The 23,041-nt window shown below is 60.5% G+C and carries 18 protein-coding genes; 4 read left to right on the forward strand and 14 right to left on the reverse strand.

Annotated features, from left to right (window positions below):
• Positions 1 to 69: 69 nt before the first annotated feature.
• The 7 genes from ACTQ0H_RS06160 to aspS form a co-directional block, all read right to left on the reverse strand.
• Positions 70 to 2,019: an FAD-dependent oxidoreductase gene (locus ACTQ0H_RS06160; protein ID WP_441547937.1), complete on the reverse strand. Its 1,950-nt coding sequence runs from the start codon at positions 2,017 to 2,019 to the stop codon at positions 70 to 72.
• Between the two features lie 102 nt (positions 2,020 to 2,121).
• On the reverse strand, positions 2,122 to 2,322 hold the full coding sequence (locus ACTQ0H_RS06165; protein ID WP_427794175.1) for a hypothetical protein: 201 nt from the start codon (positions 2,320 to 2,322) through the stop codon (positions 2,122 to 2,124).
• Between the two features lie 178 nt (positions 2,323 to 2,500).
• Positions 2,501 to 4,828 (reverse strand): ferrous iron transporter B, encoded by a 2,328-nt coding sequence (gene feoB, locus ACTQ0H_RS06170; RefSeq protein ID WP_441547938.1) that lies wholly within the window; start codon positions 4,826 to 4,828, stop codon positions 2,501 to 2,503.
• Between the two features lie 123 nt (positions 4,829 to 4,951).
• Positions 4,952 to 5,173: a FeoA family protein gene (locus ACTQ0H_RS06175; protein ID WP_006234774.1), complete on the reverse strand. Its 222-nt coding sequence runs from the start codon at positions 5,171 to 5,173 to the stop codon at positions 4,952 to 4,954.
• A gap of 39 nt (positions 5,174 to 5,212) precedes the next feature.
• Positions 5,213 to 5,455: a FeoA family protein gene (locus ACTQ0H_RS06180; protein WP_427747574.1), complete on the reverse strand. Its 243-nt coding sequence runs from the start codon at positions 5,453 to 5,455 to the stop codon at positions 5,213 to 5,215.
• Positions 5,456 to 5,688: 233 nt separating this feature from the next.
• Positions 5,689 to 5,937, reverse strand: a complete 249-nt coding sequence (locus ACTQ0H_RS06185; RefSeq protein WP_441042500.1) for an HPr family phosphocarrier protein — start codon at positions 5,935 to 5,937, stop codon at positions 5,689 to 5,691.
• Between the two features lie 356 nt (positions 5,938 to 6,293).
• A complete protein-coding gene (gene aspS, locus ACTQ0H_RS06190; protein ID WP_441547939.1) occupies positions 6,294 to 8,081 on the reverse strand; it encodes an aspartate--tRNA ligase in 1,788 nt (595 codons plus the stop codon).
• Between the two features lie 257 nt (positions 8,082 to 8,338).
• Between aspS and serB the strand changes: the two genes are divergently transcribed.
• The 4 genes from serB to ACTQ0H_RS06210 all read left to right on the forward strand — a co-directional run bounded on the left by serB (position 8,339) and on the right by ACTQ0H_RS06210 (position 11,356).
• On the forward strand, positions 8,339 to 8,974 hold the full coding sequence (serB, locus tag ACTQ0H_RS06195) for a phosphoserine phosphatase SerB (RefSeq protein ID WP_427747576.1): 636 nt from the start codon (positions 8,339 to 8,341) through the stop codon (positions 8,972 to 8,974).
• 117 nt (positions 8,975 to 9,091) lie between these two features.
• Positions 9,092 to 9,874, forward strand: a complete 783-nt coding sequence (gene larB, locus ACTQ0H_RS06200; RefSeq protein ID WP_427719817.1) for a nickel pincer cofactor biosynthesis protein LarB — start codon at positions 9,092 to 9,094, stop codon at positions 9,872 to 9,874.
• Between the two features lie 10 nt (positions 9,875 to 9,884).
• Entirely contained in the window at positions 9,885 to 10,814 is a 930-nt protein-coding gene (locus ACTQ0H_RS06205) for a LarC family nickel insertion protein (protein WP_441547940.1), read from the forward strand.
• 2 nt (positions 10,815 to 10,816) lie between these two features.
• Positions 10,817 to 11,356 carry a TetR/AcrR family transcriptional regulator gene (locus tag ACTQ0H_RS06210; RefSeq protein ID WP_304211247.1) on the forward strand — a complete coding sequence of 180 codons (540 nt, stop codon included), beginning with the start codon at positions 10,817 to 10,819 and terminating at the stop codon, positions 11,354 to 11,356.
• 304 nt (positions 11,357 to 11,660) lie between these two features.
• Here the strand turns inward: ACTQ0H_RS06210 and larD are convergent, their stop codons facing one another.
• From larD to ACTQ0H_RS06245, 7 genes are all read right to left on the reverse strand, one after another.
• Positions 11,661 to 12,392, reverse strand: a complete 732-nt coding sequence (larD, locus tag ACTQ0H_RS06215; protein WP_441017382.1) for a D/L-lactic acid transporter LarD — start codon at positions 12,390 to 12,392, stop codon at positions 11,661 to 11,663.
• A gap of 49 nt (positions 12,393 to 12,441) precedes the next feature.
• Positions 12,442 to 13,719 (reverse strand): nickel-dependent lactate racemase, encoded by a 1,278-nt coding sequence (gene larA / locus ACTQ0H_RS06220; RefSeq protein WP_441064054.1) that lies wholly within the window; start codon positions 13,717 to 13,719, stop codon positions 12,442 to 12,444.
• Positions 13,720 to 14,598: 879 nt separating this feature from the next.
• The gene (locus ACTQ0H_RS06225; protein ID WP_370450652.1) at positions 14,599 to 17,412 is read right to left on the reverse strand and encodes a phosphoenolpyruvate carboxylase; all 2,814 of its coding nucleotides are present in this window, start codon (positions 17,410 to 17,412) and stop codon (positions 14,599 to 14,601) included.
• A gap of 257 nt (positions 17,413 to 17,669) precedes the next feature.
• Positions 17,670 to 18,983 carry a histidine--tRNA ligase gene (gene hisS, locus ACTQ0H_RS06230; protein WP_427729192.1) on the reverse strand — a complete coding sequence of 438 codons (1,314 nt, stop codon included), beginning with the start codon at positions 18,981 to 18,983 and terminating at the stop codon, positions 17,670 to 17,672.
• 307 nt (positions 18,984 to 19,290) lie between these two features.
• On the reverse strand, positions 19,291 to 20,595 hold the full coding sequence (locus ACTQ0H_RS06235) for an MFS transporter (RefSeq protein WP_427729190.1): 1,305 nt from the start codon (positions 20,593 to 20,595) through the stop codon (positions 19,291 to 19,293).
• Positions 20,596 to 20,598: 3 nt separating this feature from the next.
• Complete coding sequence (locus tag ACTQ0H_RS06240; protein WP_427795309.1) at positions 20,599 to 21,897, reverse strand: M20 family metallopeptidase; 1,299 nt, start codon at positions 21,895 to 21,897, stop codon at positions 20,599 to 20,601.
• A 153-nt stretch (positions 21,898 to 22,050) separates the two neighbouring features.
• A complete protein-coding gene (locus ACTQ0H_RS06245) occupies positions 22,051 to 23,013 on the reverse strand; it encodes an IS1595 family transposase (protein WP_441064056.1) in 963 nt (320 codons plus the stop codon).
• Positions 23,014 to 23,041: the final 28 nt, after the last annotated feature.

A 23,041-nucleotide genomic window follows, 5' to 3' on the forward strand; every position in this document is an offset into this window, starting at 1 on the left:
GCAATGGGGTCAGGTTCACATGCACCAAGTTGGTGCAAAGCAACCTGTCCCCATGCAACAAGGGGTTGACTAGAGCTCGCAGGCGACCTTGTAGCCATCGCCGATGGCGTCGCGAATGTTGCCGCACTTGTTGGCATCGCCCAGCACGTGAGTGGTAACGCCGGCTGCCGCCAGGTCGTCGGCCAACTTGGTATTGGGACGATAGCCCATAGCAAGCACCAGCGTATCGGCGCCGGCGATGGTGTGGACCTCGCCGTCCTTCTCGTAGCTGATAGTGTCCTCGGTAATCTCGGTCACCTTGGCCTCGGTCAGCACGTGAACGCCCTTTGAGAGCATGCGCGTGATGAGCACCGCGCGACCGGCACCACCCTCGTTGGCGGCGAGCGTCTTGGTCATCTCGATGACGGTGACGTCGCGGTTGGCCGGCGACAGGTCGTTGACCAACGGGGCCAGGTAATCGGCCGTCTCGCAGCCAACGGTGCCGCCACCCACGATGACGATCTTCTTGCCCGGGAAAGCCTTGCCGCCCAACAGGTCGTCAGCCGTCATAACCTGCTTAAAGCCCTGCATGAAGGCCGGGGCGATAGGCTCGGCGCCATAGGCCAGGACGACCTCGTAGTCGGCGTAGTCACGCTGAATGTCCTCGGCAGTAAGCTCGGTGCCAAAGACGCACTTTACGCCGGCCTCGGCCAGGCGACGGTACTGATACTTGATCACGCGGGTGAGTTCCTGCTTTGCCGGCGGAACGGCTGCGATGCGCATCTCGCCGCCCGGTTCGTCCTGCTTATCCACGAGCACCACGTTGTGGCCGCGCTTAGCAGCAATGTAGGCAGCCTCCATGCCCGCAGGACCAGCGCCCACAACCAGTACGTTCTTGGTCACGGCGGCAGGCTCGTAGCCAGCCTCGTCGCGCTCCACGTCCGGGTTGACAGTGCAGGAGATGCGCTTGCCAAACATAATGCCGTTCAGGCAGCGCAGGCAGCCGATGCAGGGGCGGATGTCGTCGGCGTTGCCAGCGGCTGCCTTGTTGCAGAACTCGGCATCGCACAGATTGGCGCGGCCCATCATACAGATGTCGGCAGCGCCGTCCTCGATCAGCTCCTCGGCGATCCAGGCCTCGTTAATGCGTCCGACGGTGGCGACGGGAATGTTGACGTGCTTTTTGATCTCGCGCGAGCAGGCGGCGTGCGAGGCCTGCTGCGTGCCGGCGGCGGGAATCGCGGAGCCGCGCTTGATGGTGGTGCCGCCCGACACGTGAATCATGTCGACGCCGGCCTTTTCCAGGCGACGCGAGACGTAGATCATGTCGTTGAGGGTCAGGCCGCCATCGGTGTACTCATCGCCCGAGATGCGGACGTCGATGATAAAGTCCTTGCCGCAGCGCTCGCGAATCTCGGCGATGACCTCGAGCAAGAAGCGCATGCGAGCGTCGAGCGAGCCGCCGTACTCGTCGGTACGCTTGTTGTAGAGCGGAGTCAAAAAGCCGCCGAGCATGCCGTGGGCGTGTGCCGCATGGACCTCGACGCCATCGACACCGGCCCTCTGCATACGTACGGCAGCGTCGCCAAACTGATGCGTGAGCTCGTGGATCTCATCGATCGTGATAGGACGCGGTGCCTCGCGGGCATAGGACGGGCCCACAAAGGACGGAGCGATCAGGCGCGGCGTGCCCGGAACGTTAAAGGCCATGTAGGCGGGGTGAAAGAGCTGCGGCATGATCTTGCAGCCATACTCGTGGACGGCCGCGGCGAGCTTTTCCCAGCCGGGGATAAACGTGTCGTCGTAGCAGCACATGTCACCCGGTAGATAGGTATAGGTGGGCTCGACCGTCACGACCTCGGTGATGATGAGGCCAACGCCGCCCTTGGCACGGGCACGGTAATGATCGACCAAGTCGTCGGTCACATAGCCGTGATCGGCCAAGTTGGTGGACACCGGCGGCATAAAGACGCGGTTCTTGACCTCGGTCGTACCGACCTTGATCGGACTAAAGAGCATCGGGTAGGCACAGGACTCCATACAGGGTTCCTTTCGTTTGAGCCGCTCGGCGGCAGTTGCTAACACACCTATCGTATCAGCAACTGCCGTATCCGCAGTCATACATGCCCAAACGCCGGTCGGCTAATGAATACCGCGGCCCAAGTCTTCGGCAATTTTGTCCACGCCCTTAAGTGCGGCGCACGTCTTTTTGTTGGAGCAATGCCCCGTGCAAACGCCACCCTGAGAACAGTCGGCGCAGGTGCCCTTGCGGTAGATGCGCACGCATACCGCAACAAACGCAATACCGATAACAGCCAGAACAACAATATCGATAGGTGCCATAGCAAGCCTCCTCTAGTTAACCATAACTTACTTTACCCCATTCTCCACCTGCCAAAAAGGGACAGGTTTATTTTGGTCGGTTTTATCTGCGGAAACGCCACATCTCCCCCACCGCCAAAAAGCCCGAGTGTCGCTGGGACACCCGGGCTCGTGGAAAGGGGCTAATCCTTATTCGGACTTAAGCGGAAACTGCGGCGGAAGCAGTGCTGGTCTCGTCCTCGTCGGTCCATGCATGCGCAGGGATAGGACGAAAGATCTGGAAGAGCATCGCAACCAGCAGCACGATGGCCACAATCGTCCAGATACCAAACTGCCCCAGAACAAGCAGGTTGTAGAACTGGTTGATGAACAGGCCGATCACCCAAGCGAAGGCGCACTCGTAACCGATGGCAATCGCGGTCCACTTTCCGGAATCCATCTGGTTGCGGATAGTGCCCATGGCGGCAAAGCACGGAGCGCACAGCAGGTTGAATGCGCCAAAGGCAACGCAAGCGCCCATGGTGGGGAACATGCCGGCAAACGCGGTCCACAGGCTCGGGTCGGTCTCGGCGGCATCAGCCACGGACAGCAGCGAGCCGGCGGTGGCGACGACGTTCTCCTTAGCCACAAGGCCCGAGACGGTCAGCGCAGTTGCCTGCCAGGTGCTAAAGCCGAGCGGAGCGAAGATCCAAGCGACCAGGTTACCGAGCATGGCAAGCACGGAGTAGTCCATGAACTCCTCGGGGATGCCGTCCATTGCAGGCAGGAAGCCAAAGGAACCGTTGTAGCTTCCAAAGTTGGAGAGGAACCAAACAACGACGGTGGATGCGAAGATGACCGTGCCGGCCTTCTTGATAAAGGCCCAGCAGCGCTCCCACACGTGCAGTGCCCAAGAGCGGATCGCCGGGAAGTGGTAGGCAGGAAGCTCCATAACGAACGGCGTCGGGCGACCGGCGAAGAGCTTGGTCTTCTTGAGCATAAGGCCCGAGGCGATGACGGCGAAGACGCCCAGGAAGTAGAAGAGCGGGCTGATCCACGCGGCGGTGGTGGAAGAATCGCCGATGATGGAACCCATGAGCAGGGCGATGATCGGCAGCTTGGCGCCACAGGGAATAAACGTGGTGGTCATGACCGTCATGCGGCGGTCCTTCTCGTTCTCGATGGTCTTGGTGGCCATGACGCCGGGAACGCCACAGCCCGAGGACACGAGCATGGGGATAAAGGACTTACCGGACAGGCCAAAGCGGCGGAACACGCGATCCATGATGAAGGCGACGCGGGCCATATAGCCGCAGTCCTCCAGGAAGGACAGCATGACGAACAGCAGGAACATCTGCGGCACAAAGCCAAAGATGGCGCCCAAACCGCCGACGATGCCGTCGCAGACCAGCGAATCGACCAGGCCGCCGTCCTCGGTGCCACCCGCCACAAGGGCATCGTGCACCACGGTGGTGATACCCGGGACATAGGGGCCGTACTGCGCCGGGTCAACCGAGTCGGCATCGTCGCCCGCAGCCTCGACGGCTGCATCGTAGGCGTCGCGGCCCTGACCGAGCACATACCAACCGTCGGTACCAAAGAGCTGGTCGTTGGTGAAGTCGGTCACCGTGCCGCCTAAGGTGGAAACGGCGATGTAGTACACGCAGAACATGATGACCACAAAGATCGGCAGGCCCAGGATACGGTTGGTAACCACACGGTCGATCTTCTCGGAGGTGCTCATCTTGGCCGGAGCCTTGGTGAGGCACTCGTCGATGATGTGCGCGATGACGCCATAGCGCTCACCGGTGATGATGGACTCGGCGTCGTCATCGCAGTCCTGCTCGCACTGGGCGACCAGCTCTTCCACGCGAGCGGCCTTCTCCTTGGTGAGGTTGATGAGCTTGCAGGCGTCCGCATCACGCTCGAACAGCTTGACCGCGTAGTAGCGACGCTTGTTGGCGGGAACGCTCGCCGGCAGGTTGTTTTCGATGTGGTCCAGAACGTCCTCGATGGAGGAATCGAACTTGTGCTCCGGCACCTGGCCCTTGGAAGCAGCGGACTTCTTAACCTGCTCGAACAGCTCCTTAATACCCTTGTTCTTAAGGGCCGAAATCATCATGACCGGACAGCCGAGCTTCTTGGAGAGCTTGTCTGTGTCGATCTTGTCGCCGTTCTTCTCGACCAAGTCGACCATGTTAAGGGCAACGACCACGGGTAGGCCGGTCTCGATAACCTGAAGCGCCAGGTACAGGTTGCGCTCGAGGTTGGTGGCGTCGACCACCTGAACGACGACATCGGGCTCGCCGCTCATGAGGTAATCGCGTGAGCATTGCTCCTCGGGGCTGTAGGGGGAAAGCGAGTAGATGCCGGGGAGGTCCGTGATGGTAACGTTCTTGTCGCTTAGGAGCTTGGCCTCCTTTTTCTCAACCGTGACGCCGGGCCAGTTGCCAACGTAGCCGTTGGCGCCGGTGATCAGGTTGAAAAGCGTGGTCTTGCCGCAGTTGGGGTTACCCGCCAGCGCGACATGGATCTGAGAATCCGCCATTCAATCCTTCTTCCTTGTGCGCCCGCGCTGCTTTCTCCGCGCGGGCTGGATAATGTGCTTCAAAGTTGCTGCATCAAGTTAGAAAACTCTAACTTAATCTGCAGAAATATACGCCGTGGGCCCTTACTGGACCTCGACGACGGCCGCCTCCTCCTTGCGGATGGAAAGCTCGTAGCCGCGCACGTTGATCTCGACCGGATCGCCGAGCGGTGCAACCTTCACGACCTTGAACGAAGTGCCCTTTATGAGCCCCAGGTCCATAAGGTGGCGGCGAAGTGCGCCCTCACCGTGAAGCTTGACGATGGTAGAGCTCTCGCCCACCTTAACGTCACCCAACGTCTTCATCCTCTTATCCCCCTTTCGGTTTTTATGAAATGCTGCAGATTAACCGACGGTCATGATGTGCATGGCAACCTTGGAATCGATGCCAAAGCGTGAGCCCAGCACCGTGACGATGATATTGGCGCCACTCGAGCTCACCACGTGGATCTCGCTGCCCTCGACAAAGCCGAGGTCCTTGAGACGGTGCTTTATGTCCTCATTGCCCTTTACACGAGACACGTGCACGGTTTCGCCCGCTTTTACCATCGAAAGCGGCATGGCCGGCATCTGCGGTCCGCAAGACATGAGTGAGCTCCTAACATCGGTTCGTCCTCAACATCGACGCGATAAAAGTTAACCGCGTCTATGTTCGAACTAGTAAACTAACATACGGTTAACTTTTTGGAAAGAATCTCTATTCAGTTTTCGAAAAAGTTTCCCATATTAAACAAAGGCACCGCAAAGACGGTCTCTTTGCGGTGCCTTGTCATACCAATGTATGCAACAGAGGGGACTCTCCCTTTTTCACATTGTTACGCTTAGAGCGAGAGGTTTCTGATCGACGTGACGCACGAGGCCTCATCCACGCCCGAAACATGAAAGACGACGCTCTCACCGCACTCACCATAGAGGGCCATGAGTCCCATGATATCGCGGCCATCCGTGTGGCGATCGCCGATGCTGACCGACACGTCACTACGATGCTTGGCGATAATGTCATAGAGCAGCGCAACCGGGCGGGCATGTAGTCCCAACGGATCTTTAATCGTCTTTGTAAACTCGACCATGTCCCCTCCCGCAGCATCGCACATTTGGCCGGCCAAACCCAGCCACGTGGTAGTTATTGTAGCGTTAGATGCTTGTCGAGAGCGGGACGGAAACCACATCCCACTTCGAGTGTCAACGATGGGACACAGTTTCCGCCAGAAGGCTCAACCGGAAACTGTGCCCCATTATTTTGCCGAATTCTGGGCCGCGCTTTCCCAGAGGGCCCCCTTTGGGAAAGCGCGGCCCATTCTGGACGCAGATTCCGGGACGCACTTCCCCGACGTCCGGTCACCCTATGCCCTCGCAACGCCCGCGCATAAAAAACGAGGGAAGGCACGCGTCCTTCCCTCGTTAGAGACAATATGTAGCCGCTCGTCTACATCAAGCGCAGGCTGACGTCCTTGAGTTGGGCGCCGGAAACGGCACTCGGGGCGCCCGACATAAGGTCGGAACCGCTGGCCGTCTTGGGGAACGCCATGACGTCGCGGATGGAATCGGAGCCAGTAAGCAGCATGCACACGCGGTCCAGACCCAGAGCAAAACCGCCCATCGGGGGCGCACCAAACTTGAGCGCCTCCATGAGGAAGCCAAACTGCGACTCGGCGCGCTCCTCGGTAAAGCCCAGGAGCTTGAGCATGGACATCTGCATCTCGGCGTTATGGATGCGCATGCCACCGCCGCCGGCCTCAAAACCGTCCATGACAAAGTCGTAGGTGCAGGAACCGGCAGCCAACGGGTCGGCCTCGATCTTGGCGATGTCGGTCTCGGTCGGCAGAGTGAACGGCTGGTGCTCGGCTGCATAGGCCTTGCGGTCCTCATCCCAGTGGAACAGCGGGAAGTTGACGACCCACAGGAAGTCGTGACCCTCGCGTTTGATCTCGAGTGCGTTGGCCATGTGAGAGCGCATGCCGCCCAGGATCTCGTCAGAAAGCAGGCGCGGGCCGGCGGCGAACATCACGAGGTCGCCAGGCTCGACGTTCATGCGCTCGCGCAGAGCCGCCATCTCCTCGTCCGAGAAGAACTTGACGATGGGGCTGTTGATGGAGCCGTCCTCGCGGAAAGCGATCCAGGCCAGACCCTTGGCGCCAAACGTGGAGGCCACGCCGGCGAGCTTATCGATCTTGGCACGTGCCCAGGCACCGGCGCCCTTGGCGTTGATGGCCTTGACGACAGAGCCCTCCTCGTTTGCGGCAGTTGCAAAGACCTTGAACTTGGAGTTGGTAAAGATGTCGGTCAGATCGACCAGATGCATGCCATAGCGGGTATCGGGCTTGTCGGAGCCATAGGTGTCCATGGCCTCCCAGTAGTCCATGCGACGCAGCGGCGTGGGCATCTCGACACCCATGCGACCGAAGGCGTCGGCCAAGACCTCTTCGAGTGCGCTCATGACGTCGTTCTGGTCCACGAAGGACATCTCGATATCGACCTGGGTGAACTCGGGCTGACGGTCGGCACGCAAGTCCTCGTCGCGGAAGCACTTGGCAACCTGGTAGTAGCGCTCGACGCCACCGACCATGAGCAGCTGCTTTAGGAGCTGCGGGGACTGCGGCAGGGCGTAGAAGTTACCCGGCTGAATACGGCTGGGAACGATGAAGTCGCGGGCGCCCTCGGGCGTGGACTTGAACAGGGAGGGTGTCTCGACCTCCATGAACTCACGGTTGTGAAGCGCCTCGCGAATGGCAAAGGTGAAGTCGGAGCGCAGCTTGAGGTTGGCCATCATCTCGGGACGACGGAGGTCCAGATAGCGATAGCGCAGACGGGTGTCCTCGCTGGTCTCGATGCCGTCCTCGATCTGGAACGGCGGGGTGACGGAGGTGTTGAGCACCTCGGCGTGGTCGGTCAGGACCTCGATCTCGCCGGTCGCGAGCTTGGCGTTGGTGGTCTCCTCGCCACGGGCGCGCACGATGCCGTGAATCTTGATGGGCCACTCGGGACGCATGGTCTCGGCGATCTTAAAGGCATCGCCGTCGGAGTGCTCGGGGTCGAAGGTGAGCTGCGTGATGCCCTCGCGGTCGCGAAGGTCGCAGAAGATAAGGCCGCCGTGGTCGCGGCGACGGCTCACCCAACCGGTGAGGGTGACCTCTTCGCCCACGTTCTCGCGGCGAAGCTCGCCGCAGGTATGGGTGTGCATGGAATGCTCGTCGATGGGACGGGTCTGGCTCATACCAGTGATCCTCCTTTATGGATCTGTGCCGCCCCGTGTCGTTCCGGGCGGCGTCGTACAGATTTGCCCAGCCTGCGTAAACCGCGCAGCCGGACATGGCGTTCTATCTTATCGCACCCGCGCCGATGTACCGCGAAAAAGTGGCTCCCGCTCAAAGACTTGACGGAGACGAAACAATTGGCGCGGCCTGGCCGTCGCCAAGGCGCGCCGCGTGCGACAATGTGCCTACAATACAACCGCACTCGGAAAGGCCCACCATGACTGCACGCCTCATCGTTATGGATATCGATTCCACGCTCATCAACCAGGAGGTCATCGACCTGTTGGGCGAGGAAGCAGGCGTGGGCGGGCAAGTTGCGCGGATCACCGAACGCGCCATGCGCGGCGAGCTCGACTTTAAGCAGGCGCTCGAGGAGCGCGTGGGCCTGCTTGCCGGCCTGGACGAGAGCGTTTTCGAGCGCACCTTTGAGCGCGTGACGTTTACCCCCGGCGCACTGGAGCTTGTGCGCTCGGCGCACAGCAAGGGCTGGAAGGTCGGCGTGGTAAGCGGCGGCTTCCACGAGGTCGCCGACAAGATCGTAGCTGCCGCGGGCATCGATTTTTGCCTGGCCAACCGCCTGGAGGTCGTAGACGGCAAGCTCACGGGCAAGCTGGCGGCAGACATTGTGACCAAGGAATCCAAGCTTATCCAGCTACTGGATTGGGCGGTTGAGTGCGGTGTCGATATGGCCCATACCGTGGCGATCGGCGACGGCGCCAACGACATCCCCATGATTCAGGCCGCGGGCACGGGCATCGCATTTTGCGCCAAGCCCAAGACGCGCGAGGCCGCTCCGTTTGCCATCGACGAGCGCAACCTGATGCTCGCCATGGATATCATCCTGCGTGACTAGCCGATCCATCTAACAACAGAATCAAATTCCCTATATCTAGTTTCCGAACAATTTTGTCTTAGTGTTCGGAAACATACCCTTTGAGTGCTAGACTTTGCGCCGTCGAAGGGAAGATATATGGATAAGCGAGATCTTGAGCAGTTACTGAGCGATGTTGCCGACGGAGCAGTCACCCCGGCAGTCGCCCTTACGCGCATCCAAACGGCGCCAACCGCCGATCTGGGTTTTGCGCAGCTCGATCTTTCGCGCGGGGTGCGCCAGGGGGCCGGTGAGGTTGTCTACGGCGCCGGTAAAACCGCCGAGCAGATTGCCGCCATTATCAAAGCGCTGCGCGATGCCGGTCAGGAGCGCATCCTAGTCACGCGCTTGGACGCCGAGAAGGCAACCCGTACCTCGGAGCTCCTCGACAACGGTATCGACCTGGGATATGTCCCGAACGCCCAGCTCGCCCTCGTAGGCGGTAAGCCCTCCCCTACCGGTAACGGACGCATCGTTGTCGCCTGCGCCGGCACGAGCGACTTGCCCGTCGCCGAAGAAGCCGCGTTGACGGCCGAGTTCTACGGCAACGAGGTCGACCGCCTCTACGACGTAGGTGTCGCCGGCCTGCACCGTCTGCTCGCGCATGCCGAGGAACTTGCCCAGGCACAGGTGGTCATCGCCATTGCCGGCATGGAGGGCGCGCTGGCGAGCGTTATCGGCGGTCTGGTAAGCTGTCCGGTCATCGCCGTTCCCACCAGCGTGGGCTACGGCGCGAGCTTTGGTGGCGTAGCCGCGCTGCTCGCCATGCTCAACTCCTGCGCCAGCGGCGTTTCGGTCGTCAATATCGACAATGGCTTTGGTGCCGCCTACCAGGCAAGTCTTATCAATCATCTGAGCGCCGGAACACCCTGCGCCCGTTAAGGAGCATTCCATGTCCAACCATCAGCATACGCTTATCATCGACGGCACCTCGGGCATCAGCGGCGATATGACCGTCGCGGCCCTGCTCGACCTGGGCGCCAGCGAGGAGCACCTGCGCGAACAGCTCGCCACGCTGCCGGTCGACGGCTTTACGATCGCCGTCACGCGTGCAAACAAGCATGGCATCGACGCCTGCGACTTTGACGTTCAGCTGGCAGAGGAGCTCGAGAACCACGACCACGACATGGCCTGGCTCTTTGGCAACGAAACAGCTGCCGAGCACACGCACGAGCATGAGCACCACCATCATGACCATGGCGGACATGAACACGAACACTGCCACGAGCATACGCACGAGCATGACCATGAGGCTCACGGCCATGGCCACGAGGACCATCACCACGCCCACCACCATCACCACCGTTCTTTGGCGGACGTCACCGCCATCATCGATGGCTCGCAGCTAAGCGATGGCGCCAAGCGTCGTGCCCTCGCCATCTTTACCGCACTCGCTGCTGCCGAAGCCAAAGCTCACGGCAAAACGCCCGACACCGTCCTGTTTCACGAGGTGGGCGCCATCGACTCCATCGTCGACGTCTGCTCGGTCGCCATCTGCCTCGACGACCTGGGCATTGAGGATGTTGTGGTCGAGTCGCTCTCCGAGGGCCACGGAACCATCCGCTGCGCCCACGGCCTCATGCCCATTCCCGTCCCCGCTGTCGTCAACCTGTGCCAGGCAGGCAATATCGCCCTCACGCCTGCACCGGTCGCCGGCGAGCTCGTGACGCCAACGGGCGCCGCCATCGTCACCGCGCTGCGCACGTCCGACCAACTGCCCTCACGCTACCACATCGAAGCCGTCGGCTACGGCGCCGGCAAACGCCCCTACGAGGGTTGCTCCGGCACGCTCCGCTGTCTGCTCGTTCACGCGGACGCATAGCCATGGATGCCCGCAAGGCAAAAAGCCGCGCTGCCATCGTTGCGGCGTTCTCCGAGCTCCTGCGCGAAGAGGACTACGGCAAGATTGCCGTCGGCGACATCATCGCTCGCGCCCATGTGGGTCGGGCAACGTTCTACGGCCTCTTCAAGAGCAAAGATGACCTGCTCGCTGAGTTCGTGTGCGATATCTGCACCCATGCCCTCGACGATGACGGTACACCCCTCAATGACCCGCTCGTACAGGTCGAGCATATCCTCAACAACCTCTGGGATCGTCGTCAGGGCGTACGCGCCCTCGTAGCCGGCGCCGGCTCGCGCGTCTTCGCCGACTGTCTCCGCAAGACCATCATGTCGCGCGCAGCCGAAACCGTCCCTGTCGACCCCGCAGGCCCCGCCAGCACCATGGATCGCAACTTCCTCCTCCACCACATAGCCTCAAGCTTCGTAGCCACCGTCCAATGGTGGGCCTGGCACAACTTTCAAGCAGATAAGGCCGACGTAGCCAAAGACTACCTCTCAGCCATAAAACCCCTCTTCACCTAAGTAAGAGGCTCATCCCAAAGCATCGCCCCAACCCAAGGCGCCCGCGCATCCCAACGTGTCACTCGCACTTCAACGCCCCCCAACAGCGACAAGCCCCTCCCATCCAAATTCAGATATATATGTTGGGTTGCTTGTACGAACGCAACAAAGACCCCGCAGCTGGCCGCATGGGGTGACTTCCCAGCGCATTCCACAGGACGAAAGAACCCCCGCCGCACGAAGTGCGCAGCGGGGGTTCTTTCATGTCCGAGGACGCGCTGGGAAGTTACCCCATGCGGCCAGCGGACAACTATGTGGCCTTGGACTAGAACATGCCCAAGAAACCGTGCACAAACAGCGCGGCCAGAGCGGCACCGATAAACGGAGCGATGCCAGGAACGAGCAGGCCGTACTTCCAGTTGTTGTCAGCCTTGTTCTTGATCGGAAGCACCTGATAGGCCATGCGAGGACCAAGGTCGCGTGCCTGGTTCATGGCGAAGCCGGTGATGCCACCCATGCCCATGCCAACGGCCCAAACGATCAGGCCGACGCAGATAGCGAGCATCAGAACGTTCTCGCCGGCGCGGCTAGCGGCAGCAAGGATGGCGCTGATGAACACAAAGGTGCAGATAGCCTCACAGAAGAAGTTGCGGGCATAGTTCGTGCCCTCGGTGGTGGGGTTGGTCGAGAAGATGTTGCGCTGGGCAATGGGGTCGACGACGCCCTCGGAAGCCTTGAACTCATCGGTATACATAAACCAAGCGATTACGGCGCCCACAAAGCCGCCGAGCATATCGGCAATCATGAAGGGGATGCAGCTGCTCCACGGCACCAGACCGACGATGCACTGGGCAAGCACCATAGCCGGGTTCATGCACACGGCGCCGCCAAAGACAAACAGGCAGACCGAGATGCCAAAAGACCAGGTGGTGATGGCAAACATGTGGCCGGAGCCCTGATACTTGGTGCCCTTAAGCACGGTATCGCAGTGTACGCCCACGCCAAAGATGATCATGAGGGCCGTTGCGCCGAATTCGCAGAGGAGCTTGGTAAGCATAAAACCTTATCTTTCTTGTCGGTTACAAACGATTCGTTTAGGCCGCGCGCTAGTGCTGAGCGACGACAACGCCCAGGCCATCGGGAATGACGGCTACCTTGGCATCGGCACCCTTCATTTCAAAGGCGAGCTTGAGCGCCTCCTCGAGGGTGTTGACCGGCGTCATATGCATATCCTTGAGCATCTGGTGATCGCACAGGTCGGTGACCATGATCACAGGGTGATGCGCCAGGATGCGGGCAAAGATCTGGCTCGTCCACTGGTCGGGCAGGGTCTCGTCCTTAGGACGGTCGATGCAGGCGCACTCAAACTCTGCCGGATCGTTGTCAGCGATGTTGTGATAGAAGCCCTCGCCACCGTGACCATCGGCGCAACCGGCGACATCGATGATCACGCCGCCCTCGGGAAGTGTGGCCTCGGCAGCGCACATGCCCTTCACGGCCTGATAGACGTTCTGATCGAGCGGATAGCCACCGTTGGTGGTGATGGCAATCTCGCACTCGACGGGCTCAACGCCGGCAAGACTCTTCACGAACTCGCAGCCGGCCTCGTGCGCCTTGTGAATGTCGCCGGCAAAGGAGCCGATGACCTCGTGCTTGCCGTTGAGCACCACGTTGAGCACAAAGGCAAGGTGAGCCATCTCGGCAGCGGCAAACATGTCCTCGCTCACGTGGTTGTGGCACAGGTTGCCGGCGCGCGAATGGGAATCGTTCACAAACTGGCCGTTGTGGTTGTACATGATGGTCTTGTAGCTGGCGATGCCGGGCAGCACGGACTTGCGGCTGCCAGAAAAACCGGCAAAGAAATGCGGCTCAATAAAGCCCTCGGCAAGCAGTAGATCGCAATCGGCGGCAATCTTGTTGATGATGCACTCGCCACCAGAAGGCAGGGTGCCAATCTTTTCCATCATGCTGTCGTCGGTCGCGACGTGCATGACAATTTCCTCGTTGGCAACGATCTCCTCGCCATACTTGTTGACGAGTTCCTCGTGCGTCGACGGACGATGCATACCCGTAGCAACCAGAATGCGAACGCGCGCCTCAGGCGCAGCGGAGTAGATGTGATGCAGCAGAATAGGCATCGTCACACGCGAGGGAACGGGGCGCGTATGGTCGGAGCTAATGATGACAATATCCTTCTTGCCAGCGCAAAGCTCCTCGAGCGAAGGCGATCCATAAGGGTTGGCAAGCGACTCCTCTACCAGCTCTTCCTGCGATTTTGCAGTCTTAAACTCGTTTTGGTGACCTTCCATCACACCCGCGAAGTTCTTATCCTCGAGCTCCAGATGCAATGTCTTGTGGTCAAACGGCAGTTCACATTCAAACAATGACGAGCGCCCTCTTCCTTTCAACTGACACACTAGATAAACCGTTGGAAGGATACGCCGCTCACTGAAAAACGCCACCGTCCACCGAGTCGTTAACACAACGTTCATATTTGACCCACAACAAAACGGCCGCGATCCCAAGAGGGACCGCGGCCTCCTGTCAAAGAAGCTATGGGCAGGGTGGATTACGCAGCGCCGAGGCAAACATCAATCCTGTGGCATGCGCGTGTAAGCTATCTTGCATAAATAGGTCAATATACTGCATAGAATGACGCATTGGGTTTCGAACCGCAACATGGTAGCCCCCTCCGGAGCGTGCATTTTTGCGAATATTCAGCATCGCAAGATAAGATTTTGGTGTCAAAAGTCTTTCAAAAGGTAGATTGTCCTCATGACTCGTCCCATCTGGATAACATGCGGCGAGAAACCAGCCATATATGAGCATCGCCAAGGCCCAATTGTCTTGCAAAATCATCAACAAAGGCAGCGAGGGCCGGCTATGGCCTTATGCATCGATCTTTGGCTGCTGAAAACTCCGTTTTTTGCACGTCGCCCCAGGCACCACCCTCACCCAGCGGCCTTCCGCTGAAGCTGGACATCGCAAGGCCCGCCATAAGTTTACTTTTAGGCACACTCCGCAGGACGCAAGAAGCCCTCACCGCACTCCACGCTATGCGCGAAGCGCGCCATTCTTCTCCTCAGCTTTAATTCCAGAGGACCGAGGACGAAGGGGCCCGACGGGTTTCCCTCTGAATGCATTCCGCAGCACGAAGCCCCCTTATCCGCAGCTCCGAAGGAGCAGGATAAGGGGGCTTCAAGTGCGAGGACGCATTCAGAGGGAAACCCGTCGGGCCCCGGTGAGAGCCACAGGGCTATCGATTACCCCGTGTTTTGCAGACCTGCCGAGACGCCGGTCACAGTCGAAAGAATCAGGCTCATGTACTCGGCCTTCTTCTCCTCGGCCATCTCGTCCTGGTTCATACGCACCTCGCGGAGGGCGCGGACCTGGGCGATGGACAGGGCGTCGACGTAGGGGTTACGCACGCGAACGGCACAGCCGAGCACGCGACGACGCTGCAGCGGCCACTCGTCACCAACGATGGCAAGGACCCACTTGCGGGTGAGCTGCATCTCGGTAAAGACCTTCTTGGACAGATCATCGCGGTCGCCCAGATGCAGATACATCTTGGCAATGCGCTGATCGGTCTTAGCAATCGACATCTCGATGTTATCGATAAAGGTGCGGAAGAATGGCCACTCCTGGTAGGCAGCCTTGAGCTGGTCAAGATCGCCCAGCTGCTCGCAGGCGGTGCCCAGGCCGTACCAAGCGGCCAGGTTAATGCGTGCCTGGCTCCAGCTGAAAATCCACGGAATGGTACGCAGGTCGTCGAGCGACTTGGCACCCAAGCCGCGCTTGGCGGGACGCGAGCCGATCGGCAGCAGACCGACCTCGGTCAGCGGCGTCACAGTCGAGAACCACGGTGCAAAGTCCTCGGTGTTCAGCAGGTCCAGATAGCGCTCGTGGCTTGCGGCGTTGAGTTTCTCGGCCATATCCCAGAACTTCTGCGTGGTCTCGGTGTTGGTCTTCTCGACGCTCGGGGCCGACTGCAAAAGCGTTGCGGCGGCAACGGACTCAACATGGCGCTGAGCCAGCGTGCGGTTGCCGTAACGGGCAAAGATGACCTCACCCTGCTCGGTGAGCTTAAAGAAGCAGTTGACTGAACCCTTGGGCTGCGCCAGTACGGCCTTGTTGGCCGGGCCGCCACCACGGCCCACGGCGCCGCCGCGACCGTGCATGAGCACCAGGTCGATATCGTTCTTCTCGGCCCACTTGGCGATGCGCTCCTGCGCGGAGTGCAGCGCAAGCATGGCCGTGGTAGGACCGGCATCCTTGGAGGAGTCGGAGTAACCCAGCATAACCTCCATGCGGCGGTTGGTCTGGGCAAGACGCTTCTGCACCACGGGCAGCGTAAGCATCTGGTCGAGCACGTCAACACAGCCCTCGAGGTCCTCGAGCTGCTCGAACAGCGGGATCACGTCGAGCTCGGGAACGTCCTCCTCGTGTGCGAAGGACAGGTGGGCCAGCTCAAAGACGTCGGCCACATGCTGGGCACTCTTGGTAAACGAGATGATGTAGCGGTGTGCCATCTTCTTGCCGTAGCGCTTTTGGATGGAGCCGATAGCGCGGAAGGTGTCGATGACCTCGCGCGTCATGGGCTGCAGGTCGCCATGGATACCGTTTTCGTGGATATCCTTAAGGGCGCGGGCATGCACCACGGAGTGCTGACGGAACTCCATCTCGACCATATGGAAGCCGAAGGACTCGACCTGCCAGATGATGGTCTGCACCGGGCCGTAGGCGGCACGGACGGCACCGCAGGCAGCCAGCGAACGCTGGACGACGCGCAGGTCATCTAGGAACTCGTCGGCGCTGTGATACATGGTGTCGGTGATACGGCGTACGGTGGCGTTCAGACGGTCGGCCATGACGAGCATGACGGCGCGATGCGGCTCGTGCTCGGAGATAAGCTCGGCGCGGGCCGTGTAATGCGCACTCATCTCGACCTGATGGTTCCACAGGTTGATGAGCTCGGCAGACGGCTTGCTGTAGGTGGCCTCGAGCGTGAGGTTGCGGCCGATGCGGCGGCACTTGTCCTCGAGCTTGAGCACCATGTGGGTGAAGTACTTGGCGGCGACCTCACGGCTCACCTTGGCGGTGACGTTGGGGTTACCGTCGCGGTCGGAACCGATCCAGCTGCCGGGATGGAAGAACGCCGGGCACAGCGGCGGCACGGTACCGGCCTTGTCACCCAGCACCCAGTCGTCAAAGCGACGATAGATGACGGGGATGACGTCGAACAGCGTGTTATCGAAGATGTCGATGATGGTATCGGCTTCCTCGACCGGCGTGGGCTTCTTGAGCGCGATGGGGCTCGTACGCACCAGGGCGTCGATCTCCTGCAGCATATGGCGCTCGTTCTCCACCAGGTCGGAGCCGCCCAGACGCGGACGCTCCTCCAGCAGGTTAGAGATACGGCGAATCTTGCCCTCGACGGCCTTGCGACGGGCCTCGGTGGGATGCGCGGTAAAGACGGGATGGAACTCAAGCTTGCCGAGCAGCTCGTTGGCGCCCTCGACACCCATCTCATCCACCAGCTGGTGATAGGCGACGGTGAGTTCGTTGGCGGGATCGACCTCGGTATCGGTCGATGCGCCGGCCTCACGCTCGCGCAGCTGCTTCACACGGTAGTTCTCCTCCGACAGGTTTGCCAGATGGAAGAAGCTCGTAAAGGCGCGGACGATAACCTGCTGCTTATCGAGCGGTAGGCTGTCGATCAAATCGACGACCTCGCGAAACGCCACAGCAGTGGGCTCGTCGGCGGTGGGCACGCCCTGCTCGTCGACGGCCTCGTCGGCGGCACGGCTACCGGGGTTGCCGGCATTGGCCACGATCTCGGCCGACAGAATCTTGTCGAACAGGTCCGCGATCTCGGGATCATACTCGCTAAGCACACGGCGCTCCAGGCGCAGGAACAGCGCAAGGTTGTCGCGCAGCTCCTCGGGAATCTCAATCTCGGCGAGACGCTCCCTGGACTCGGCATTCGAGCCGATTCGGTTAACGAGGCGGTTGACCACGGCAGCGACGCGCGCCGCGGCTTCGGGTACAGACTGGTTGCTTAGGTTCTCAGCCACGTTTCCTCCCATTCCTCCTTCTATGCACGTAACATGCGGTATTCATTATAGGCACTTGAGAAATACTTTCGACACTGATTGCGCTTTACCACACAAAAGTATTTTCTGCATTGCAAGGCTTTTTGCCCCAAATGGTCGTATTTCTCGGTGGGCGGCATATGCAAACGGGGACATTCCGCATAAAAGCGAAACACCCCCGTAACAATCGTTCGCCGCGAGCGGGACGCGTTAGCGGACCCGCAGCTCAAAATGATGCGCTACAGGCGCTCTCGAACCGCCTCGACCACGTTGGCCAGATCGACCAGCACCTCGTCATGGCTCTGCATGTCGCGCACCTTGACCTTGCCGGCGGCAAGCTCGTCGCCGCCCAAGACCAAAATGAGCTTGGCGCCCACCTTGTCGGCCTGCTTAAACTGAGCCTTGAGCGAACGACCCTGATAGTCTGCCTCGGTCACGATGCCTGCGGCGCGAAGCTTCTGCGTAATGGCAAAAACGTTCTGACGCAGTTCCTTGCCGGCGTTGGCAACGTAGACACACGGAGCCTCATCGGCACCCAGGTCGCTGCCAAAGGCCTGCAGGGCCAGCAGGGCGCGCTCAAAACCGACGGCGAAGCCGACACCGGCCGTGGGCTTGCCGCCCTCGAGCTCGACCAGGCCGTCGTAGCGGCCGCCGCCACCGATGGAGCCGACGCCGGCGCCGGGGGCCTCGACCTCAAAGACGGTACGGGTGTAGTAGTCCAGGCCGCGCACCAGGGTGGGGTCCTCGACATACTCGATGCCGGCGGCATCCAGATAGCGCTTGACCTGCTCGTAGTGCTCGCGGCACTCGTCGCACAGGTTGTCGCCCATCAGCGGGGCCTCGGCCATGATCTCGCGGCAATGGTCGTTCTTGCAGTCGAAGGCGCGCAGCGGGTTGAGCTCGGCGCGCTCGCGGCACTCATCGCACATCTCGTCGGCGTGATCGAGAATGAACTGCTTGACCTGCTCGCGATAGGCCGGACGGCACTGGGCATCACCCATCGAGTTAATGAGCAGACGGAGCTTGGAAAGATCGAAGCCCAGACGCTTGTAGAACTCCATGAGCATAATGATGCACTCGGCGTCCGCAGCCGGATCGGGAGCACCGAGCCACTCGATGCCCACCTGATGGAACTGACGCAGGCGGCCCTTCTGGGGGCGCTCGCCGCGGAACATGGCCTCGGCATAGTAGGCCTTAAACGGCGTGGAGCCCTGGGGCACCAGGTTGTTCTCCACGACGGCGCGCACCACGCCGGCAGTGCCCTCGGGACGAAGCGCCAAGCGCTGTTTGGGCTTGAGCTTGGCATCGGTGCCCTCGGTAAAGACACGTTCCAGGTTGGCGCCGCTAAACACGCGGAACATCTCCTTGCGCACGACATCGGTCGACTGGCCGATGCCGTGGACAAACACGTCCACCTGCTCGATCGCGGGCGTCTCGATGGGCTTAAAGCCAAACGGCTCGAACACGCCGGCAGCGATCCGCTGCATCTTTTGCCAGGCGCGCATCTCGGCGCCGATAAGGTCGCGGGTTCCCTCCGCCTTCTGTGCCTGCATGGGCAAACACCTTTCTTTTAGTATCGCGTCATAGGTAGTGGTCATTATACGGCACAAAAACAAAACGCGGCGACGCGTCTGACCGAACGAGGGTATGGGGGCTCGTTCGGCCAGACGTGCCGCCGCTGCAGCCGATCCGCTTTCCTCCGCCCCCTTCGAATCACACGATCTGTTGGGGACAGAGGAAAACGGATCATTTTGTATGCCCGTGGCCTCCTTGGAAACCGAATGATGGTACGAGCATCCATTCGGCTTCCAAGGCGGCCACGGACAGAACACGGGGCGAACAGAAAAGAGCGACGGACGTCTACTCCCCCGCCACGCTCGCACGCAGCTTAGCGGCGATGGGCTCGGATGCCAGCAGGAATACGAGCATGACCACAGAACACACCAGGCACACGATCCAGGTGCTCGCAAAGGAGCCCGTGGCATCGAACAGCACGCCCGAGACAATGGCACCCACGGTGCCGCCGACCATCTCGAGCGAGGTAATGGTGCCCGTGACCTTGCCCAGATCGGCCATGCCAAACTGCTTGGACGCGGCAATAGTGGGCGTGATGGTGCCCATGCACGTTCCGACACCAAAGCTCACGGCAGCCACGATGGGACCAAGATCGGTCGCGGGGAAGCACAGGGCGACGCAGGCGATAATGCACGCAACGGATCCCAACACGTTGCCAAAACGTAGGCCAAAGCGATCGTAAATGACGCCGAGCGAAATCTTGGCGATAACGACGGTGACCATATAGGCCGAAAGCACAGTGCCCGCCCACACGGGGTCGTGACCGCCCGTGACAATCTTGGCGCCGTTGACGGTAACGCTCGTCATGTTGGTGACCTGGTTGGGCAAGATGGCACCGTTAACGAGGCCCATAAAGAGGAAGGCGACGACAAGCAACCAAAACGCTGGGCTCTTCTTGATGCGAGACCAACCGACGTTAACCTCGGGAGCCGTGTGCTCGTCCTTGTCGCCAGCTGTCGAGACGGACGGATCGCCCGGGTTCTCGCCGAGCGGCTTAAGGCCTATCTCAGAAGGCTTGGTGCGGAAGGAATAGGCCGTGATGGGCAGCGCCGCCACCATGCAGATAGCCGCGAGCACCAGGAAGGCGGAACGCCAGCCAACGCTCACGATAAGCGAGCTCACGGTGGGAGACAGAATAGCGCCTCCAAAGCCCGAGCCCGAAAGTGCTATGGAGATCGCAAGACCTCGCTTGGCCGTAAACCAGTTGGCGGTCACAAGGCTAATGAGCAGGCGGGTCGAGGCGACGGCAAAGCAGCCCGAGACGGCAAAGAGCACGTAGACCTGCCACAGCTCACCGACAAAGCTCATCCCGGCAAGAACGGCAGAGGTGGCGATAACGGTAAGGGAACCCAAGATGCGACCGCTCACTTTGTCGGCAACATGGCCAATGACAAGCGAGCCGACAACGCTCACCACGGTTGAGATGGCGTTGGAGATGTTGTACTGAGCAAGGGAAATGCCCAAGTCGCTCACGATAAGCGGCTGAAACAGGCTCATGCAGTTAACGAAAATCGTGTAACACGTGGCCATGATGACAAAGCCGGAGGCCACAACGAGCCAACCGGGGAAGAATTTATGCTGCTGGGACATGGATTACTCCTTGTGGTCGGCGATATAGCCCAGGGCGACCGCCGCATAAGCCGCGGCGCCGAGCGGCAACTCGGCATCGCTAAAGCGTGCCTTGGGATGGTGCTGGGCAAAGTGCTCGTCCGTATCGGTCACAGCCGCACCGAACGTAAAGTACGCGCTCGGTATCTCGCTCGAGATAAGCGCAAAGTCCTCGCTCGCCATGGCATGGAACAGAGGCAGGAAGGCGGCCTTGGGCAACGTCGCACCCACATAGCCAAGCGAAGCCTGGGTCATATCGTCATCGAGCACGAGCGGGGGAACATCCGAGAGCGTCTCGATAGTCGCCGGCGTACGATAGGTCGTGGCAACGCCTTTGACGACCTCCGCGATGCGGGTCTTGAGGTGCTCCATGAGCTCAACGTCAAAGCCGCGCAATGTTCCCTCGAGCACGCAGGTGTCGGGAATCACATTGGCCGCTTGGCCACCGGCAAACTTACCCACGGTGAGTGCGACCTCCTTGGCCGCCGGCACCTCACGAGCGATAAGCTCCTGGAGCGCCAGGTGCACATGCACGCCTGCCGTGATGGGGTCGATGCAGATCTCGGGGCTCGAACCGTGGCCGCCCTTCCCCTGCAGCGTGATGCGGAAACCGTACACGCCCGAAAGCGCCGGGCTGCCGTAGAGCACCAGACCAAGCGGCGACTGGCTGTTGACATGCATGGCAAAAGCCGCCTGAGGACGCGGGTTCTCGAGCAAGCCGTCGGCGATGGCAGCACGTGCCCCCTCAAAGGTCTCCTCGCCCGGCTGGAACAACAGCTTGACGGTGGCATTGGCGTCGACAAGCGCGGCCTCGCGAGCCTTGAGCAGGCGCGCCGCACCAAGCAGCGCCGTCGCGTGCATATCATGACCGCAAGCATGCATGCAGCCATTGGTAGATGCAAAGGGCTCGCCGGATTCCTCGACAACGGGCAGGGCATCCATGTCGCCGCGCAGCATAACGACCGTACCGGCCTGTTCGTCCGTACAGACGCCATTGCCCTGGGCCGCGGCGGCACCGGCACCGACAAGGCCCACAACGCAGGAACCATCGACGAGCGTGGAAAATGGGATGTCCATCTCGTTCAGGCGCGCTTGGATATACGCAGAGGTCTGTGGGAGGTCGTTACCGAGTTCGGGCATCCGATGCAGATCGTGACGCCATGCGGCAAGCTCATCGGCAAAAGCCTGAGCCTCTTTGACCAGACCGTCGCCAATGGCGGCTTGCGCCGCCGCTGAGGTCTGAAGCGCTGGTTGTGGTTGGAAATCGGACAGAGCTGGTGCCATAGATGCCCTCCAGTAAAGTTTTAGCAGCAAGCACTTTCATACTCTAAAGTGCAAGGCACAACTTTAAAGGCGACGCATAAAAAACGCCGCCCCAGAGGGACGGCGCAACAGATTGTTTACAAACGCGCTCGCGGCTTTTTACGCAACTCTCTGTTAGACCAGCATTGACGTAGCCGCTCCCTGCCGTTGCCAATAGTCCCAGAAGGGCTGGGGACGATCGATCATCTGGCGCCTCGTATGCTCGTAGAAGCCGCAGGCGCTCTGGCCGGAAAGCGTCTGAAGCCCGTCTGCGTCCGAGCGCCTTGCCTGCTCGAGCCAAAGGAACCAGGAGAGGTAGTGGTCCAGCCACTTGGTGGATACGCCGTGGAATGGGGCAAGGAAGATGCGCAGCCTCTGGTGCATCGCGTTGACCATGCCAAGCTCGCCGTCCTTCTGCAGGCGCGTGTCGGTGGCGGCATGCTCGGTGATGCCGAGGGCGGGAAGCACGCGCTTGTAGCCCTGATGGGCGTCGGTCGCCACCCAGGTGCCAGGACCGAGACCCTTGATGGCGTCTCTCAGGGCCTCATCCTTCGGCCTTCCCCTGTCGGCCACGCGGCAGAGCCCGTCTCCGGCATCATTGGCTCCGCAGATGACGCAGACCTTGAGGTTGGAGATGCCGCGCGCATGGACGGCGCCGCCGTGCTTGTGGGGCTTCCTCGGCATCTTGGCAGCACTCCTTGCCCTGTTTCCCGTGAGGGACTCGTCGAGGTAGGCGCCGTCTACCTGCCAGGAGACCGAAGGTCCGGTCCTGAAGGCGAGAAGCGAGCGCTCCATAACCTCGCAGAGTCTCATGCGCATGAACCAGGAGGTCCTGAGGCACACATGGCACGTCTTCGCGCACTGCCTCAGGCTTGAGCCCGAAAGCGTTGCTTCCACGAAGAGCGCCCAGGTCGTGGCATCGAGCTTCGAGGCGGCGAGCAGGCCCCTGCTCTTGGACGAGAATGTCCTCCCGCACCCCTTGCAGAGCCAGCGCTGGGAGCCGTCGGCATTGTGCCCTTTCCTGATGAAATTTGTAGAGACAGCATGAATAACAGCTGCGGTCCGCACAATTCCGAGCTTGATTGTAGGAGTATTCATAACGATAAGTGCTACTAAATAGTTCTCA

Origin of the sequence: Collinsella sp. LCP21S3_A3, from assembly GCF_052118905.1 — a bacterium.
Classification (GTDB): domain Bacteria; phylum Actinomycetota; class Coriobacteriia; order Coriobacteriales; family Coriobacteriaceae; genus Collinsella.